Source organism: Ramlibacter sp. MAHUQ-53 (genome assembly GCF_052600055.1).
Window position 1 is genome coordinate 376,720 of sequence record NZ_JBQWTS010000002.1, and the last position, 14,445, is coordinate 391,164.

The 14,445-nt window shown below is 77.2% G+C and carries 12 protein-coding genes; 5 read left to right on the forward strand and 7 right to left on the reverse strand.

Features of this window, described 5'->3' with window-relative positions:
• The first annotated feature begins 51 nt into the window (after window positions 1-51).
• Genes ACT80S_RS05215 through ACT80S_RS05235 form a run of 5 tightly spaced genes read left to right on the forward strand, consistent with a single transcriptional unit; the run spans window position 52 to window position 5,148 of the window.
• Entirely contained in the window at window positions 52-1,239 is a 1,188-nt protein-coding gene (locus ACT80S_RS05215) for an outer membrane beta-barrel protein (protein ID WP_377413473.1), read from the forward strand.
• 20 nt (window positions 1,240-1,259) lie between these two features.
• The gene (gene epsE / locus ACT80S_RS05220; protein WP_377413476.1) at window positions 1,260-2,072 is read left to right on the forward strand and encodes a polysaccharide export protein EpsE; all 813 of its coding nucleotides are present in this window, start codon (window positions 1,260-1,262) and stop codon (window positions 2,070-2,072) included.
• A 30-nt stretch (window positions 2,073-2,102) separates the two neighbouring features.
• Window positions 2,103-3,476, forward strand: a complete 1,374-nt coding sequence (locus ACT80S_RS05225; RefSeq protein ID WP_377413478.1) for a chain length determinant protein EpsF — start codon at window positions 2,103-2,105, stop codon at window positions 3,474-3,476.
• A complete protein-coding gene (gene epsG, locus ACT80S_RS05230; protein ID WP_377413481.1) occupies window positions 3,473-4,378 on the forward strand; it encodes a chain length determinant protein tyrosine kinase EpsG in 906 nt (301 codons plus the stop codon). The genes ACT80S_RS05225 and epsG overlap by 4 nt, the downstream gene beginning before the upstream one ends.
• Window positions 4,375-5,148 (forward strand): WecB/TagA/CpsF family glycosyltransferase, encoded by a 774-nt coding sequence (locus tag ACT80S_RS05235; protein WP_377413483.1) that lies wholly within the window; start codon window positions 4,375-4,377, stop codon window positions 5,146-5,148. Before epsG ends, ACT80S_RS05235 begins: the two co-directional genes overlap by 4 nt.
• Window positions 5,149-5,574: 426 nt before the next feature.
• On the opposite strand, the gene ACT80S_RS05240 is transcribed toward ACT80S_RS05235, so the two are convergent.
• From ACT80S_RS05240 to ACT80S_RS05270, 7 genes are read right to left on the reverse strand one after another with little or no spacing between them, the layout of a single operon-like run.
• Window positions 5,575-6,573, reverse strand: coding sequence for an NAD-dependent epimerase/dehydratase family protein (locus tag ACT80S_RS05240; RefSeq protein ID WP_377413485.1), 999 nt, complete (start codon window positions 6,571-6,573; stop codon window positions 5,575-5,577).
• Window positions 6,570-8,252: an FAD-dependent oxidoreductase gene (locus ACT80S_RS05245; RefSeq protein ID WP_377413488.1), complete on the reverse strand. Its 1,683-nt coding sequence runs from the start codon at window positions 8,250-8,252 to the stop codon at window positions 6,570-6,572. Before ACT80S_RS05245 ends, ACT80S_RS05240 begins: the two co-directional genes overlap by 4 nt.
• On the reverse strand, window positions 8,249-9,436 hold the full coding sequence (locus tag ACT80S_RS05250) for a glycosyltransferase family 4 protein (RefSeq protein ID WP_377413491.1): 1,188 nt from the start codon (window positions 9,434-9,436) through the stop codon (window positions 8,249-8,251). The genes ACT80S_RS05245 and ACT80S_RS05250 overlap by 4 nt, the downstream gene beginning before the upstream one ends.
• Window positions 9,437-9,450: 14 nt before the next feature.
• Window positions 9,451-10,557 (reverse strand): glycosyltransferase family 2 protein, encoded by a 1,107-nt coding sequence (locus tag ACT80S_RS05255; RefSeq protein ID WP_377413493.1) that lies wholly within the window; start codon window positions 10,555-10,557, stop codon window positions 9,451-9,453.
• Window positions 10,554-11,537 (reverse strand): glycosyltransferase family 2 protein, encoded by a 984-nt coding sequence (locus ACT80S_RS05260; protein WP_377413495.1) that lies wholly within the window; start codon window positions 11,535-11,537, stop codon window positions 10,554-10,556. Before ACT80S_RS05260 ends, ACT80S_RS05255 begins: the two co-directional genes overlap by 4 nt.
• Window positions 11,534-12,877, reverse strand: coding sequence for an O-antigen ligase family protein (locus ACT80S_RS05265; RefSeq protein WP_377413497.1), 1,344 nt, complete (start codon window positions 12,875-12,877; stop codon window positions 11,534-11,536). Before ACT80S_RS05265 ends, ACT80S_RS05260 begins: the two co-directional genes overlap by 4 nt.
• A complete protein-coding gene (locus tag ACT80S_RS05270; protein WP_377413499.1) occupies window positions 12,874-14,430 on the reverse strand; it encodes an oligosaccharide flippase family protein in 1,557 nt (518 codons plus the stop codon). Before ACT80S_RS05270 ends, ACT80S_RS05265 begins: the two co-directional genes overlap by 4 nt.
• Between the last annotated feature and the right edge of the window lie 15 nt (window positions 14,431-14,445).

Consider the following 14,445-nt stretch of genomic DNA (forward strand, 5'->3'; position numbering starts at 1 on the left):
CCTGGTCCCCGAGGAGCCTGCGTGAACCCCTGTTGCCGTCCGCCGACCGCCTTGGCCCCAGCCGTCACTGCGGCCACCCCGGCCACCCCGGCCCTCATTGCCGCCACGGCCCTGGCCGTCCTCGCTACGGCCACTGCCGCGCGCGCGCAGGACGAGCCGGCCGGCCCGGTGCTGCAGTGGCGCGCCTCGGCCGGCCTGGAGCGTGACTCCAACGTGCTGCGCGCCCCGCAGGCCACCGCCGACGAGGCCGCGGTGCTGGCCGCCGGACTGCACCTGGACAAGCGCTGGAGCCTGCAACGGCTCACGCTCGACGCCGAGGCCCGCCGCTGGCACTACCGCGACTTCGCCAACCTCGACTACCGCACCCTGGCCTACGAGGCGGCGTGGAACTTCCGCGTCACGCCGCGGCTGGAGGGCGTGCTCAGCGCGCAGCGCCGCCAGTACCGCGACATCACCGACGCCACCCCCGGCGCCGGCAGCGTGTTCCGCCGCACCGAGCGCGACGAGCTGGCCCAGGCCACCTGGCTGGGCGCCGGCGGCTGGCGCGCGCTGGCCGGCCTGTCGCGCCGCAGCAGCCGCAGCGACGACCCGCGCGCGCTGGAGTCCAGCCCGCGGGTGGACAGCGCCCGGCTCGGCGGGGGCTACGAGTTCGCCTCGGGCGCGCGCGTGCTGGCCTGGCTGCGGCGCGGCGACGGGCACTACGAGGACCGCGTCGCGCCCGATTTCCGCGAGACCGAGCCCACCGTCTCCCTGCACTGGCCCGCGACCGAGGGCACCACGCTGGACCTGCGCGTGGGCCGCCTGCGGCGCGCGCACGACGCCGAGCCGGGGCGCGACTTCGAGGGCACGGTGGGCAGCCTGGAGGCCGGCTGGCGCTACTCGCCCAAGACGCGGGTCGACCTCGGCCTGGCGCGCGACCTGGGCAGCTACGAGTTCGCCGGCGGCGGCCACGTGCGCGGCTGGCGCGCGCATGTCTCGCCCACCTGGCACGCCACCGCCAAGCTCACCCTGCGCCTGCGGCTGGCGCGCGAGAAGCGCGCCTGGCAGGTGGCCGCGGCGGCCTCGCCCGACGCCGGCCGTGACGACCGCCTGCGCCAGGTCTCGCTGGGCCTCGACTGGGACGTGATGCGCGCCCTGCGCGTCTCGGCCTCGGTGCGGCGCGAATGGCGCGACTCGAGCCTGCCGTCCCACGACTTCCGCGCGCGGCTGGTGTCGCTGGCCGCGCGCCTGGCCTTCTGAACGACCCTGCGGAGCCTGCCATGTCCCCTGTGCTGAACCTCGTGCCGATCCTCCTGCGCGCCATCGCCCTCCTGGCCTGCGCGTTGCCCGCGCTCCCGTTCGCCGCGGGCGAGTACCGCCTCGGCCCCGGCGATGCGATCCGCGTGCAGGTGTTCCAGAACCCCGACCTCAGCGTCGAGGCCCGCGTCTCCGAGGCGGGCGCCATCAGCTACCCGCTGGTGGGCAGCGTGCAGGTGGGCGGGCTGTCGCTGGGCGAGGCCGAGCGCCGCATCGCCGACGCGCTGCGGCAGGGGCGCTTCCTCAAGTCGCCGCAGGTGAACATCAACCTCGTGCAGGTGCGCGGCAGCCAGGTCGCGGTGCTCGGGCAGGTGGCGCGGCCCGGCCGCTTCCCGCTGGAGACGGCCAACGTGCGCGCCAGCGAGATGCTGGCCTCGGCCGGCGGCGTCACCCCGCTGGGGGACGACGTGCTGGTGGTCACCGGCACGCGCGGCGGCCAGCCCCTGCGCCGCGTGATCGACATCCCCTCGCTGTTCTCCGGCGCCGCTGCGCAGGACGACCTGGTGCTGGCCGCCGGCGACGCGCTGTACGTGCCGCGCGCGCCGGTCTTCTACATCTACGGCGAGGCGCAGAAGCCCGGGCCCTACCGCGTCGAGCGGCAGATGACCGTGATGCAGGCGCTGGCCGCCGGCGGCGGCCCCACCGCGCGCGGCAGCCAGCGCCGGCTGCGCCTGCACCGCGCGGGACCCGACGGCAAGGTGGCCGAGTCCAGCCCCGAGCTGACCGACCTGGTGCAGCCGGGTGACGTGATCTACGTGCGCGAGAGCCTGTTCTGAGGCCGCCGCGATCGAGCCGGGGAGGGCGCCATGACGCTGATGCAGTTCCTGTCCATCCTGCGGGCCCGCTGGGCCTGCGCGGGCCTGATCGTGCTGGCCACGCTGGCGGCGGCCCTGGCCTGGGTGCTCCTGCGGCCGGCCTGGTGGAGCGCGCGCGCGCCGGTGCTGGTCGACGTGCAGGCCAGCGACGTGGGCGGCGGCTACTCGCCCGCGCTGCTGGCCAGCTACATGGCCACGCAGATCGACGTGGCGCGCAGCGACCGCGTCGCCGAGCGCGCGCTGGACCAGATCGTCGCCGACGAGGTGCGCCGCAACCCCGACGCGCCGCCCCTGGGCGAGGCCCGCCGGCGCGAGCGGCTGCAGGCCCTCAAGGCCGGCCTGGAGGTGAAGCCGGCGCGCGAGAGCAACATCATCCACATCGGCTGGACCGGCCGCAGCCCCGGCGAGGCGGCGCGCGTGGCCAATGCGTTCGCGCGCGGCTTCGTCGAGGTGAGCCTGGACCTGCGCACCGGCCCGGCCAAGCAGGACGCCACCTGGTTCGACGAGCAGGTGCGCCTGTCGCGGCGCAAGCTGGAGGAGGCGCAGCTGCGGCTCTCGGAGTTCCAGCAGCGCGCCGGCCTGGTCAGCGAGGGCCAGGCCGACCACGAGATGGCGCGCCTCAACGCGCTGGCCACCCAGCTCGCCGCGGTGCAGGCGCAGACGACGGACCCGCAAAGCAAGCGCGGCGCGGCGCGCGAGACGGTGGCGGAGGTGATGCTCAGTCCCCTGGTCAACGGCCTGAAGGCCGACATCGCCCGCACCGAGGCGCGGCTGCAGGAGGCCTCGGCCACGCTGGGGCCGCGCCACCCGCAGATGCAGCGGCTGCAGGCCGAGCATGACGCGCTGCAGGCGCGGCTGGCGGGCGAGACGGCCCGCATCGGGCGCAGCCTGGAGGCCAGCTACGAGGCCGGCAAGGCGCGCGAGCGGGACCTGGGCGCGGCGCTGGCGGCGCAGCGCACGCGGGTGCTGGACCTGAACCGGGACCGCGCCCACCTCGCGCTCCTCAAGCAGGACGTGGACGCGGCGCAGCGCGCCTTCGAGGGCGTGAGCACCAATGCTTCCAAGACCCGGCTGCAGAGCCTGACCACGCAGACCAACCTGCTGCTGCTGGCGCCCGCGCTCGAGCCGCAGCAGCCGGCCGGCCCGAGCACGCGGCAGGCGCTGGCGGTCGCGGTGCTGGCGGGCCTGGTCCTGGGGGTGGTCGGCGCGCTGGGCCTGGAGCTGGCGCGCCGGCGCGTGCGCTCGGCGGACGACATCGTGCTGGGGGCGGACCTGCCGCTGCTCGCCAGCGTCCCGCCGGCGCTGCCCGCGCCGTCGCGGCCGGCGCGGCGGATGCTGTCGCTGGCGCCCGGAGGTGCCGCATGACCTCCCGTGTCCTGCCGATGCCGCGTGACGGCGACAACCCGCTGGCGCTGGCCTCGCGCCAGGCCGGCCTGCCGATGGGGGCGCTGCTGGTCGACCTGGGCCGCCTGGCGCCGCCCGACGCGCAGCGGATCCACGAGCACCAGGCCCGCTCGGGCCAGCTCTATGGCGAGGCCGGCATGGCGCTGGGCCTGCTGACGCCGCAGGACGTTCGCGCCGCGCTGAGCCTGCAGTTCGGCCACGTGAGCCCGCCGCGCGACGCCGGCCTCGGCCCCGAGCTGGTGGCGGCGTGGCAGCCGGAGAACGAGGCCGTGGAGCACCTGCGCTCGCTGCGCAGCCAGTTGATGCTGCGGTGGTTCGAGAACGATGCGCGTCATGCCGCGCTGGCTGTGGTCAGCCCCGGTCGGCGGGAGGGCCGCAGCTATGTCACGGCCAACCTGGCGGTGCTGTTCTCGCAACTGGGCAAGCGCACCCTGGTGATCGATGCCGACCTGCGCCACCCGCGCCAGCACCGGTTGTTCGGCGTGGCCGGGCGGCAGGGGCTGTCGGGGGTGCTGGCGGGCCGCCTGGGCACCGACGCGGTGGTCGACATCCCGGCGCTGCCCGGGCTGTCCCTGCTGCCCGCGGGCACCGCGCCGCCGAACCCGCAGGAGCTGCTGGCGCGTGGCGCCTTCACGCGGCTGCTGTCGTCGCTGCGTTCGAGTTACGAGGTGATCCTGGTCGACACGCCGGCCTTCGGCGGCTGCGCGGACGCCGGCACCGTGGCCGTGCGCGCCGGCGCCGCGCTGGTGCTGGCCTGCCGCGACGCCAGCTCGCTGCCGGGGCTGGCGGGCCTGGCCGGCTCGCTGCGGGAGTTCGGCGTGACGGTGGTCGGCGCGGTCCTCAACGCCACGGGCCGCGCGTGAGTGAGCCGCCCTGGCACGGGCGCTGGCTGCGCCTGGTGCGCGCGCTGTCGGTGGTGCATGGCGAGGCGGGGTGCGGGCAGCTGCTGGAGTGGCTGGACCGGCCGGCGGGCCCGCACGTGCTGGCCTTTGCCAACGCCCACGCGCTGAACCTCGCCGCGCGCGACGCCGCGTTCGCGCGCGACCTGCTCGTGGCCGACACGCTGCTGCGCGACGGGGTGGGCGTGGGGCTGTTCATGGCGCTGGCCAATCGCGCGCCGGGCCTGAACCTGAACGGTACCGACCTGATCCCGCGGCTGCTGCGTCGCCACGCGGGGGCTTCCATCGCGTTGCTTGGCACGCGCGAGCCGTGGCTGTCGCGGGCGCGGGCGGTGGTGGAGGGCGAATGGGCGCCGGGCGCGCGCTGCGTGGTGGCGCACGGGTTCCTGCCGGTGAACGACTATGTCCGCCTCGTGCGTGAGCACCGCCCGCGGCTGGTGGTGCTGGCCATGGGCATGCCGCGCCAGGAGGCGGTGGCGCGGGCGCTGCGCGACGCACTGCGGCACCCCTGCCTGGTGGTGTGCGGCGGCGCCATCCTCGACTTCCTCGCGGGCCGGACGGTGCGCGCGCCACGGCCGCTGCGGGCCGCGGGCCTGGAGTGGGCCTGGCGCCTGGCCTGCGAACCACGTCGGCTGTTCGGGCGCTACGTGGTGGGCAATCCGGTCTTCCTGGCACGCGCGCTGGGCTGTGCGTGGCGGGACTGGCGGGGGGCAGGGGGTCAGGTCTTGCATTAACGCGACAGTTTGTTTGTCGATCGGGTTTGCGTGGCGCTGTTGCCTGTCTTTCTCCGGCGAGGTTCGCGTCGCCAAGTTGAAGGCTTCGCGCCGGAGAGATCACCTCCGTCTTGTCCGGCCGAGGTATTTCGGAGGGGCGGCTGCAAGCGAGCGAGGGGCGACTTCGAACGCGCATTGCTCACGCGTGCGAGCGGACCGTGGCGTGAAAAACGACCCGTGTTCCTTCCGGCGCGAAGCCTTCGCGTGTTCGTGCGTGATGCGCGGGCGGGGGCGGCAGGCGGAGGGACCCGTGGGGCCGTGCGCGGGAGCGCACCAGCCCCCCGGGAGGAGCCTGCTGCCCCCGCCCGTGCAGCGCGCTTAGCCGGGGGAAGCCCGGGGAGACCGAGACAACCCGTCGCGTTGCTGCAAGACCTGACCCCAGCCCCCTTACGCCACCCACCCCGCCCGGGTAGGCGCCGCCCGCTGCGCCAGCCACCAGGCCGCGCCCTGGTGCAGCGACGTCGGGTAGGCGGTCCAGGTGAGGCCGAGCTGGCGGGTGGCGGCGGTCGCGTCCAGCCGCAGCTGGCGGGCGAACAGCGCCGGCAGGCCCGGCGACACCGGCCAGGGGCCGCGACCGCGCAGGCGCCGCAGCGCGTGCAGCGGCGCGCCCGCCAGCCAGGCATCCAGCCTCAGCCTCGACGCGGGGACGCGGCGCAGCGGCGTCGCGCCGATGGCCAGCGCCAGGTCGCAGAACCAGGCGTTCCAGCGCGGGCTGTCCGGCGCCGCGAGGTTGTAGACACGGGACCGCGCCGCGCGGCCGCTGCTGCTGGCATCGGCGTCGGCATCGGCATCGGCCCGCAGCGCCGCGAGCGCTGCGCGGGCCACGTCGTCCACATGCACGCCGTTGCTCCAGCCATCGCCACCCGCGCCCAGGTCGCCCAGGCGGCCCGCCACCAGCAGGCCGGCGATGCGCTCCACCCAGAGCCGGCTGCCAGGCCCCCACACACAGCCCGGGCGCAGCACGGTGACGGCGGTGCCTGCCTGCGCCAGCGGCAGCAGCGCCGCCTCGGCCTGGCGCTTGGCCCGCGCGTACCACCCGGTGGCCGGCGCCGACAGCGGCGCGGACTCGTCCACCTCGCCCTCGAGGTCGCCATACACCGCCAGGCTGCTCACATGCACCAGCTGCCGCAGGCCCACCGACCGCGCGGCCCGCGCGAGCGAGGCCGCGCCGGCAGCGATCGCGCCCGGCCCGCCGGCGACGCAGTTGACCACGGCGTCCACCCGCCGCAGCGAGGCGCGCAGCGCCGCCTCGTCGCGGATGTCCAGCCCCAGCGTGCGGCCGCCGGCGCGGCGCCCCGCCGCCACCGGCGCGTGGCCCGCGTCCGCGAGCAGGGCGCACAGGCGTGCGCCGATGAAGCCCGTGCCTCCGAGCACCAGCACTCTCATGTCATGACCTCCAGGTGAGGGGGACGCCGCGGCGCGAGCGCCTGCGCCAGGTGCCGGCCCAGGCGCAGCGACAGCGCCACCAGGGTCAGCGTGGGGTTGGCCTGGCCCGAGGTGGGGAACACCGCGCTGCCGGCCACGTACAGGTTGGCCACGCCGTGCACGCGGCACTGCGCGTCGACCACGCTGGTGCGCGGGTCGCGCCCCATGCGGGTGGTGCCGATGTGGTGGCCGCCGTACGCGCCATAGCGCATCAGGTCCTCGGCCAGGGTCTCGCGCCGGTAGCGGAAGCGACCCGCGCCGCTGCGCGCGAACTCGGCGGCGAAGGCGTCCAGCGTGCGGCCGGCGGACTCGATGTCGGCCTCGCCGTGGCGCCAGTCCACCCGCACGCGGCGCAGGCCCAGCGGGTCCACCGCATCGGCCAGCATCACCCGGCTGTCCGGCCGAGGCTCCTGCTCGCCCTGCACCTCCAGGCTGAAGCGGTTGCCGCGCGGGCGCAGGATCACCGAGGGGAACTTGCGCGCCGCCAGCGTGCGCCGCGCCAGCCAGTGCGCCAGGAAGGCGGTGGCGGCCGGCGCGTCGCGCGCCAGGTTGGCCAGGTGCCGCAGGTGCAGCGCCAGCGTCGGCGGTGTCTCGTCATGCAGGCGCCGGCCGTACTCGTAGGAGACGAGCCGGCGCGCCAGGTACAGCCCCGAGAGCACGCCGCTGCCATGCGCCGGGTCGCTGATGCGCGGGAAGTGCAGCCGAGCCACCGCGTTGAGGACGCCCAGCTCGCGCTGGCGCTGCGCGGGCAGCGAGAGGCGGCGGCGGCAGTAGACGCCGTCGGGCGACACCTCGTAGCCGTGTCGCACCTCGCCGGCCCCCGCCTGCACCTGCAGCTCGCCCACGCTGCCGGCGATGTGGCACATGTAGTAGCGCCCCACCACGCCGTGGCGGTTGCCCACGCCGGCGGGCTGCACGTCGTCCGAGGCGAGCAGCAGGCGCGGCGTCTCCAGCCCGCCGCAGGCCAGCACGTAGGCGCGTGCGCGCACCCGCAGCGGATGCCCCGAGAGCGTGGCCACGTCGAGGCGCTCCACCGCCGCGCCCTGCGGCGCCAGCCGCACCCCGGTGCACACCGCCCCCTGCAGCACGCGCAGGTCGCGCGCCAGCTCGAGGCGGCGGCGGTAGCGGCGGCCGAAGTCGGTGGGGCAGGAGAAGCGCTCCAGCGAGTCGGTGCGCAGAGCCTGCGGGTCCACGCCCGCCACCAGCGGCGCCAGGCCGGGGAACACCTCGCGCGAGGAGTAGGCGAACTCGCCGGCCTCGCACAGCGCATTGGCCTCGCGGTAATGCGGCAGCAGCTCCTCCCACGCGAGCGGCCAGCCGGAGTGCGGCACCCAGGCGCGCGCCTCCAGGTCGATCGGGTCCAGCGGCATGCAGCGCCCGCCCCAGATCGCGCTGGAGCCGCCGAGCCCGCGCAGGCGGTAGCGGTCGGGCGGGCTGTGCCCGCCATTGGCCAGCTCGCCCGCGTAGAGCGCCTGGGCCTGCGGGTCGGCACTGTGGCGGCCGGCCTCCAGCAGCAGCACCTGCAGCCCGCGGCCGGCCAGCGACAGCGCCAGGGCGATACCGGCCGGCCCGCCGCCGACGATGCACAGGTCGGCCCGCAGGACGCTGCCGGCCGGCACGCGATCGGCGTCGCCGATCATGCGGGCTGCTCCCGGCGCACCGCGCCCGAGGTCGGCCGCGCGCCCGACGGCCCCGGCACCGGCCCGGCGCCCGGGACGGCGAGGGCCGCGGCGACGCCGAAGTGGCGGCGGTGCACATCGGCCACCTGGGCGAAGAAGCGCGGCATGGAAAAGGCCCGCAGGTACAGCGCCCGGCCGCGGGCGCGCAGCGCCTCGCGCAGCGCCGCGTCGCCCAGCACCCGGGCCAGCCCGCGGGCCAGGGCCGCCGGGTCGCCCGGCGGCACGAACCAGGCCTCGCGCCCGTCGGCCAGCGCCAGCGGGATCTCGCCCACCGGGGTGCACACCACGGGCACGCCGCGCGCCAGCGCCTCGAGCACCGCCAGCGGCAGGCCCTCGTCGTGCGAGGGCAGGACCAGCGCGTCGGCCCCGGCGAGCAGGCGGGCCACTTCGTCCTGCGCCGCCCAGCCGGCGAAGCGCACCCGCGGGCCCAGGCCCAGCGCCCGCGCCATCGCCTGGTAGCGCGAGGCGTCGCCGCCGCCGGCCAAGGTGAGTTCCACCGCCATCGAGGCCAGCTCGGGCCGCGCCATCGCCTGCAGCAGCTCGGGCACGCCCTTGCGGTCCGACAGGTTGCCCACGAACAGCAGGCGCAGCGGCCCGCTGGCGGCGGGCCGGGGGCGGGCCGGCGCGGGCCCCGGCTCGGGCACGCCATTGGTGACCACCTCCACCCGCGACGCCGGCACGCCGAGCTCGCCGGCCACGAAGGCGGCGGCGTTGTGGCCCAGGACCACGCAGCAGCGCGGCAGGGCGAACACGCGGCGCACCAGCGCCTGCGCCGGCGCCGGCAGCCGGGGCCAGCCGCGATGCAGCTGCGCGGCGTGCAGGTGCAGCACCACCGGCACGCCCAGGCGGTGGCAGGCCACCACCAGCAGGCACTTGCGCACCAGGCTGAGGCGCTCGGCCAGGTTCACGTGCACGCCGGCCAGGCCCTCGTGGCGGGCGCGCGTGACCTGGGCGACGGCGCGCGCCAGCACGCCGAGCGAGGCCGCGGCATGGCCCGCGCCGCGGGTGTCCAGCGGGCGCAGGCGCGCATGGCCCGGCGGCGGCGGGTCGGCCTGCGCCTGGATCAGGTAGTCGGCGACCTTGAACATGCCGCCGCCCACGGGCGACCAGGGGCAGGCGACGAGGATGGTGGGCGGGGTGTCCATGTCGGGGGGCGTCCTCACGAGCGGTGCATCCAGGGCGGGCGGGGGCGGGCGGGCGCGACCGGGGCGATGCCGTCGATGCAGGCGCCGCCCTGCGGCTCGCGCAGCACCCGGCTGGCGATGCGCGCCTGCGGCGGCCGGCGCGGCCTCAGCAGGCCGCGCGCCAGGCCCGCCGCGTTCACGCACCACGAGGCCAGCGCATAGCCGCCGCGCGCCAGCGAGCGCTTGCGCGCCGACACCGCCAGCAGCGGCCCCGCGGCGAGAGCCGCCAGGCCGGCCTGCGCCGGCGCCTGCCAGGCGGCCGGCCAGGGCGCGGCCGCCACCGCCGCCATCGCGCCCCACCAGGCCCACACGCCGGCGTACAGCCGCAGCTCGCCCAGATCGTGCAGCACCAGCCGCAGCCAGGGCCGGCCCAGCGCGGCGCGCAGCACCTCGCCGCTGCCGCAGGCGTAGCCGGTGGTCCAGCGCCGCCACAGCAGGCGCAGGGCGGGCGTGCGGTGGCCCTCGTGGCTCACCGCATCGACCGGCAGCCGCCACAGCTTCCAGCCGCGCACGCGCAGGCGCGCCGCGAGGTCCAGCTCCTCGTAGCTGTGGAGGTTGCGGTCGGAGAGGTAGCCCACCTCGCGGATGGCGCGGCGGCGGTACAGGGCGCCGCCGTCGAGGCGGTCGACCGCGCCGGGCTGGCGGTGCGCCTCCTGCGCCTGCATGCGGCGGGTGCGCTCGCGGTACTCCAGGTTCTGCTGGTTGCGCTCCACCACCCGCCCGCCCACGCCGGCCACCTCGGGATGCTGCGCCAGGAAGGCCAGCGCCTGCTCGAGGAAGCCGGGGGCCAGGCGCATGTCGCCGTCCATGAGGTAGACGTACTCGCCGCGCGCGTGCTGCAGCCCCAGCTGCGGGCCGATGCCGCAGCAGCGCTCGCGCGGGTCCAGCAGCTGCACGATGCGCACCGGGTAGGCGGCGGCGACCGGTACGGTGCGGTCGCGGCTGCACGAGTCGGCCAGCACCACCTCGCCGCCGCCGGCGGCCTCCACCGCGAGCAGCGCGCTGCGGATGGCGCCGGCCACATGGGCCTCCTCGTCCAGCGCCTTGATGATCACGGAGAGCAGGCAGGGGGTGTCCGTCATGGCGCGCACTCCTCGCCGATGTACAGGTCGGCCTCGGCGTTGCGCACCCGCCACCGCTGCCAGCGACCGGCCAGGCCGGGGGGCAGGCACAGCGCCATCGCCAAGGTCAGGAGCCAGCGCCGGTGGGTGCAGCCGTGCCGCGCCTCGAGCAGCCAGCGCAGGGCCAGGCCGCGGCGGCCGGCGGCCAGGGCCTGGCGCGCCAGCGTCACCTGCTGCTGCGCCACGAACCACAGCGCCGAGTCGCGGTGGTGCGCGGGGATGGTGCCGTCCAGCGCCTGCGCGCGCATGCGCACCAGGAACGGCGGGAGGCCGCGCCGCTCGCGCTCGCCGCGCTCGCTGAGGCTGCCCGGTACCCCGCCGCGGATGGTGGCGTACGGCGCGTCCACCACCGCCACCGGCGCCAGGTCGCCGAGGCGGAACCACATGTCCAGGTCCTCGCCGTAGGACTCGCCCTCGGCGAAGCAGGCGTCCAGGGCGTGCAGGCGGGCGGCGCGCACCGCGGCGCTGCTGCTGCACAGGGGGGTGTTGCGCATCCAGCGCTGGCGCAGGTCGTCGATCACCTCCACCTCGCGGAAGCTGGCCGGCACGCGCCAGGCGGGCAGGGGGCCGCCGCCGGCGTCGTTCACCGTGCGAAAGCGGGTGCCCAGGAGGTCGGCGCGCGGGCAGGCGGCATGGGCCCGCGCCAGCGCGGCGAGCATGCCGGGGTGCCAGGCGTCGTCGGCGTCGAGGAAGGCGATCCAGTCGCCGCGCGCCAGCGCGATGCCGCGGTTGCGGGCGGCCGAGACGCCGGCATTGGCCTGGCGCACCAGCCGCAGGCGCGTGTCGCGCAGGGCGCTGACGGCGGCGGCGCTGCCGTCGGTGGAGCCGTCGTCGACGACGATCACCTCCAGCGGCGGCAGCGACTGCGCCAGCGCCGAGGCCACCGTGGCCGGGGCGAAGCGCGCCTTGTTGTACAGGGGGATGACCACCGAGAACTTCATGCCGCAACTCCTGGTCGCAGGGACAGGGGCGCCCGTGCCGCGCGGGCCCGTGCGCCGGGGCCGGCCGCCGCCAGCGTCGCCAGCAGCAGCAGGTGCGTGAACAGCTCGGTGTCGGTGCTTCGCAGCAGCAGCGGCACCTCGCTCACCGAGCGCAGTGCGATCGCCAGGAACAGCGCCAGCGACAGGCCCTGCGTGGCGCGGGCCCGGCGCACCGAGAGCACGGCGAGCACCAGGCCGTAGGCCACGAGGGCGAGCGCGCCCACGCTGCCGGCGCGCGCGGCGTCGTCCATGAACTGGTTGTGGGCGTGGGTGGCGTTGGGCAGGCCGATGCCGGCGCGGTACGCCGGGTCCCACAGCGACAGGCCGTAGCCGAACACCGGGTGCGCGCGCCACTCCTGCGCCGCGGCGGCCCAGATGCGGTCGCGGCCGGTGAGCGAGACCAGCTGCGCGCCCTGCTCGCTCTCCAGGAGGTCCTCCAGGCGCGCGCCGGCCTCGCCGGAGAGCACCCACAGGGCGGTGGCGGCGGCGAGCGTGGCGAGCGCGGCGCACACCGCCACGCCGAAACCCTGGCGGCGCGGGTCGGACAGGCGCCGCCAGAACATGCCGCCGAGGCGCACGCCGGCCATGGCCAGGCTGCACACGAGGAAGGCGACCCAGGCGGTCTTGGACTGCGCGATCACCAGCACCCCCAGCGCCAGCGCCCAGGCCGCCTGGCGCACCCGGCGGCGGGCCGGCGGGCAGGCCCACAGCAGCAGCAGCGCCACCAGCGCCAGCAGGCCCTGCGTGACCGGGTGCGACGCCAGCCCGGCGAAGCGCGGCACGCCGGGCAGCAGGCCGTCGGCGTAGCTCAGGTCCATCACCAGGACGGGGCGCAGCGGCGCCAGCAGCAGGCCGGCGGCCATCAGGGCCAGCAGCGTGTCGCGGGACAGGCGCAGCAGGCGGTCCTTCTCCGCGGGGCTGGCCAGGCAGGTGGCGATGCCGGCCGCCGGTGCGTACAGCAGCTCGTGGCCCACCTGCGGGTGCGCGCCGAACACCGCCGGCGCGGCGATGGTGGCGAGCCAGTAGCCGATGAAGGCCGCCAGCAGCCCGCGCGAGCGCGCCGGCACGCGCAGCGCGAAGTGGTTGGCGACCTGCTCGATCGCGGCGAGCAGCAGCAGCAGCGAGACCACGCGCTGCGCCCAGGCCGCCAGCGGCGGGCGCGGGGCGGGCGCGGCGGCCTGCAGCTGCGCGAAGTGCTCGGCGAGGTCGCGGCCGCCGGCCAGCACGTCCAGCGCGCCGACCAGCAGCATCGCCGGGAAGACCCAGGGCAGCAGCCCCAGCGAGCGCCGCGGCGCCGTCATGGACTGCCTCCGGGCGCGGGCTGCGGCCGCAGGGGGCGCAGCTGGCGCAGCGCCGTGCGCGCCTCCTCGCCGAGCAGGGCCGGGCGCAGGCCGACGAGGCCGGCGGCCGCCGCCAGCGCGCCCAGTCCCCCCAGGGCCAGCGAGGCGGCGGCCTGGACGGCGCCTCCTGCGGCGCCTCCCGCGGCGCCATCCCCGGCGCCAAAGCCGGCGCCGCCAGGCGCGGCGACCGTGGCAAGGGCCAGGCCCGCGGCGGTGCCCGCGCCGCAGGCCAGCGCCAGCCCCGCGCCGCGCAGCGCCAGCGGCAGCAGGCGCGCGCCGGGCAGGGACAGGGCCTGCAGCGCCGCCCGCACGGTGGCCAGGGCGCGCAGGTGCAGCGCCAGCGCCGTCACCGCCGCGACGGCGGCCAGCCCCTGCGGTGCGAGCCACCACCACGCGGGCAGGGCCAGCGCCAGCACCGGCCACTGCAGGCGGGCCTCGAGCCGGCGCCGGCCGGTGTGCCACAGCACCGGCGTCGACAGGCCCCACAGCGCCCAGGCCGGCAGGCAGGCCAGGAGGAGCGCGAGCACGGCGCCGGCCGGCGTCCACGCCGGGCCATAGAGCAGCCGCACGAGCGCGGGGGCCAGCAGCGCCAGCACCGTCGCCGCCGGCACCAGCAGCACCAGGGCGCAGGCCACGGCGGCGAGCCAGCCGCGGGCCAGCGCGCGGGCGTCTCCCGCGAGCTTCGCGCCGGAGGCGAGGAAGGCGGGCTGCACCGCGCCGAGCAGCAGCGTCACCGGGATCTGGGCGAGGTTCCAGGCCAGGGTGTACAGGCCCACGCCGTGCGCCTGCAGGGCGCGGCCGATGACGAGGCGGTCCAGGTTGGCGAGCAGCCAGTTGGCGAGGTTGGTGATGAACACGGCGCGGCCGGTGTCCAGCGCCTGGCCGCCGTCGTCGTGCCGCAGCAGCGGGCGCACCGGGTGCGGGCGCAGCCACCAGGCGCCGGCCAGGGTGGCGGCGGCCTGGGCGACGGCGGCCATGGCCAGGGCCTGCGCGCCCCAGCCGGCCAGGGCCAGGGGCAGGCCGCAGGCGAGGTAGCCGGCGGCGTAGGCCGCCAGCTGCAGCAGGCCGAGGCGGCGGAAGTCCAGCGCGCGCTGCAGCAGGCACAGCGCGGTGCCGCTGGCGGCGGTGAGCACGCAGGCCAGGGCCAGCCAGCGCAGCACCGGGGCCAGCGCGGGCGTGCCGAAGAAGGCGGCGGCGGCCGGCGCGCCCAGCGCCATCGCCAGCGCGCAGGCTGCGCCGGCGAGCAGCTGCCAGGTGAAGGCCAGGCGGATGTCGGCTTCGCCCACGCGGTCGCGCAGCACCAGGCTGTGGCTGAAGCCGGTGCCGGCGAGGAAGCCGGCGAAGGTGAGCACCGCGATGCCCAGGCCGTAGGCGCCGTAGGGGCCGGGCCCGAGCAGCCGGGCCAGCGCCACCTGGGCACCCAGTTGCAGCGCGAAGCGCGCGGCGGTCGTCAGCGCGCTCCAGCGGACGGCCCGTGCGGCGCGCGCGGCGAGGCTGGGGCCGGTAGGGTCCATGGGCGCGCCGCCTGC

Excerpts from the sequence above, each read along its gene's own strand:
- epsE (WP_377413476.1), top strand. The coding sequence starts at position 1,260 with ATGTCCCCTGTGCTGAACCTCGTGCCGATCCTCCTGCGCGCCATCGCC.
- ACT80S_RS05225 (WP_377413478.1), top strand. The coding sequence starts at position 2,103 with ATGACGCTGATGCAGTTCCTGTCCATCCTGCGGGCCCGCTGGGCCTGC.
- epsG (WP_377413481.1), top strand. The coding sequence starts at position 3,473 with ATGACCTCCCGTGTCCTGCCGATGCCGCGTGACGGCGACAACCCGCTG.
- ACT80S_RS05240 (WP_377413485.1), bottom strand. The coding sequence starts at position 6,573 with ATGAGAGTGCTGGTGCTCGGAGGCACGGGCTTCATCGGCGCACGCCTG.
- ACT80S_RS05245 (WP_377413488.1), bottom strand. The coding sequence starts at position 8,252 with ATGATCGGCGACGCCGATCGCGTGCCGGCCGGCAGCGTCCTGCGGGCC.
- ACT80S_RS05250 (WP_377413491.1), bottom strand. The coding sequence starts at position 9,436 with ATGGACACCCCGCCCACCATCCTCGTCGCCTGCCCCTGGTCGCCCGTG.
- ACT80S_RS05255 (WP_377413493.1), bottom strand. The coding sequence starts at position 10,557 with ATGACGGACACCCCCTGCCTGCTCTCCGTGATCATCAAGGCGCTGGAC.
- ACT80S_RS05260 (WP_377413495.1), bottom strand. The coding sequence starts at position 11,537 with ATGAAGTTCTCGGTGGTCATCCCCCTGTACAACAAGGCGCGCTTCGCC.
- ACT80S_RS05265 (WP_377413497.1), bottom strand. The coding sequence starts at position 12,877 with ATGACGGCGCCGCGGCGCTCGCTGGGGCTGCTGCCCTGGGTCTTCCCG.
- ACT80S_RS05270 (WP_377413499.1), bottom strand. The coding sequence starts at position 14,430 with ATGGACCCTACCGGCCCCAGCCTCGCCGCGCGCGCCGCACGGGCCGTC.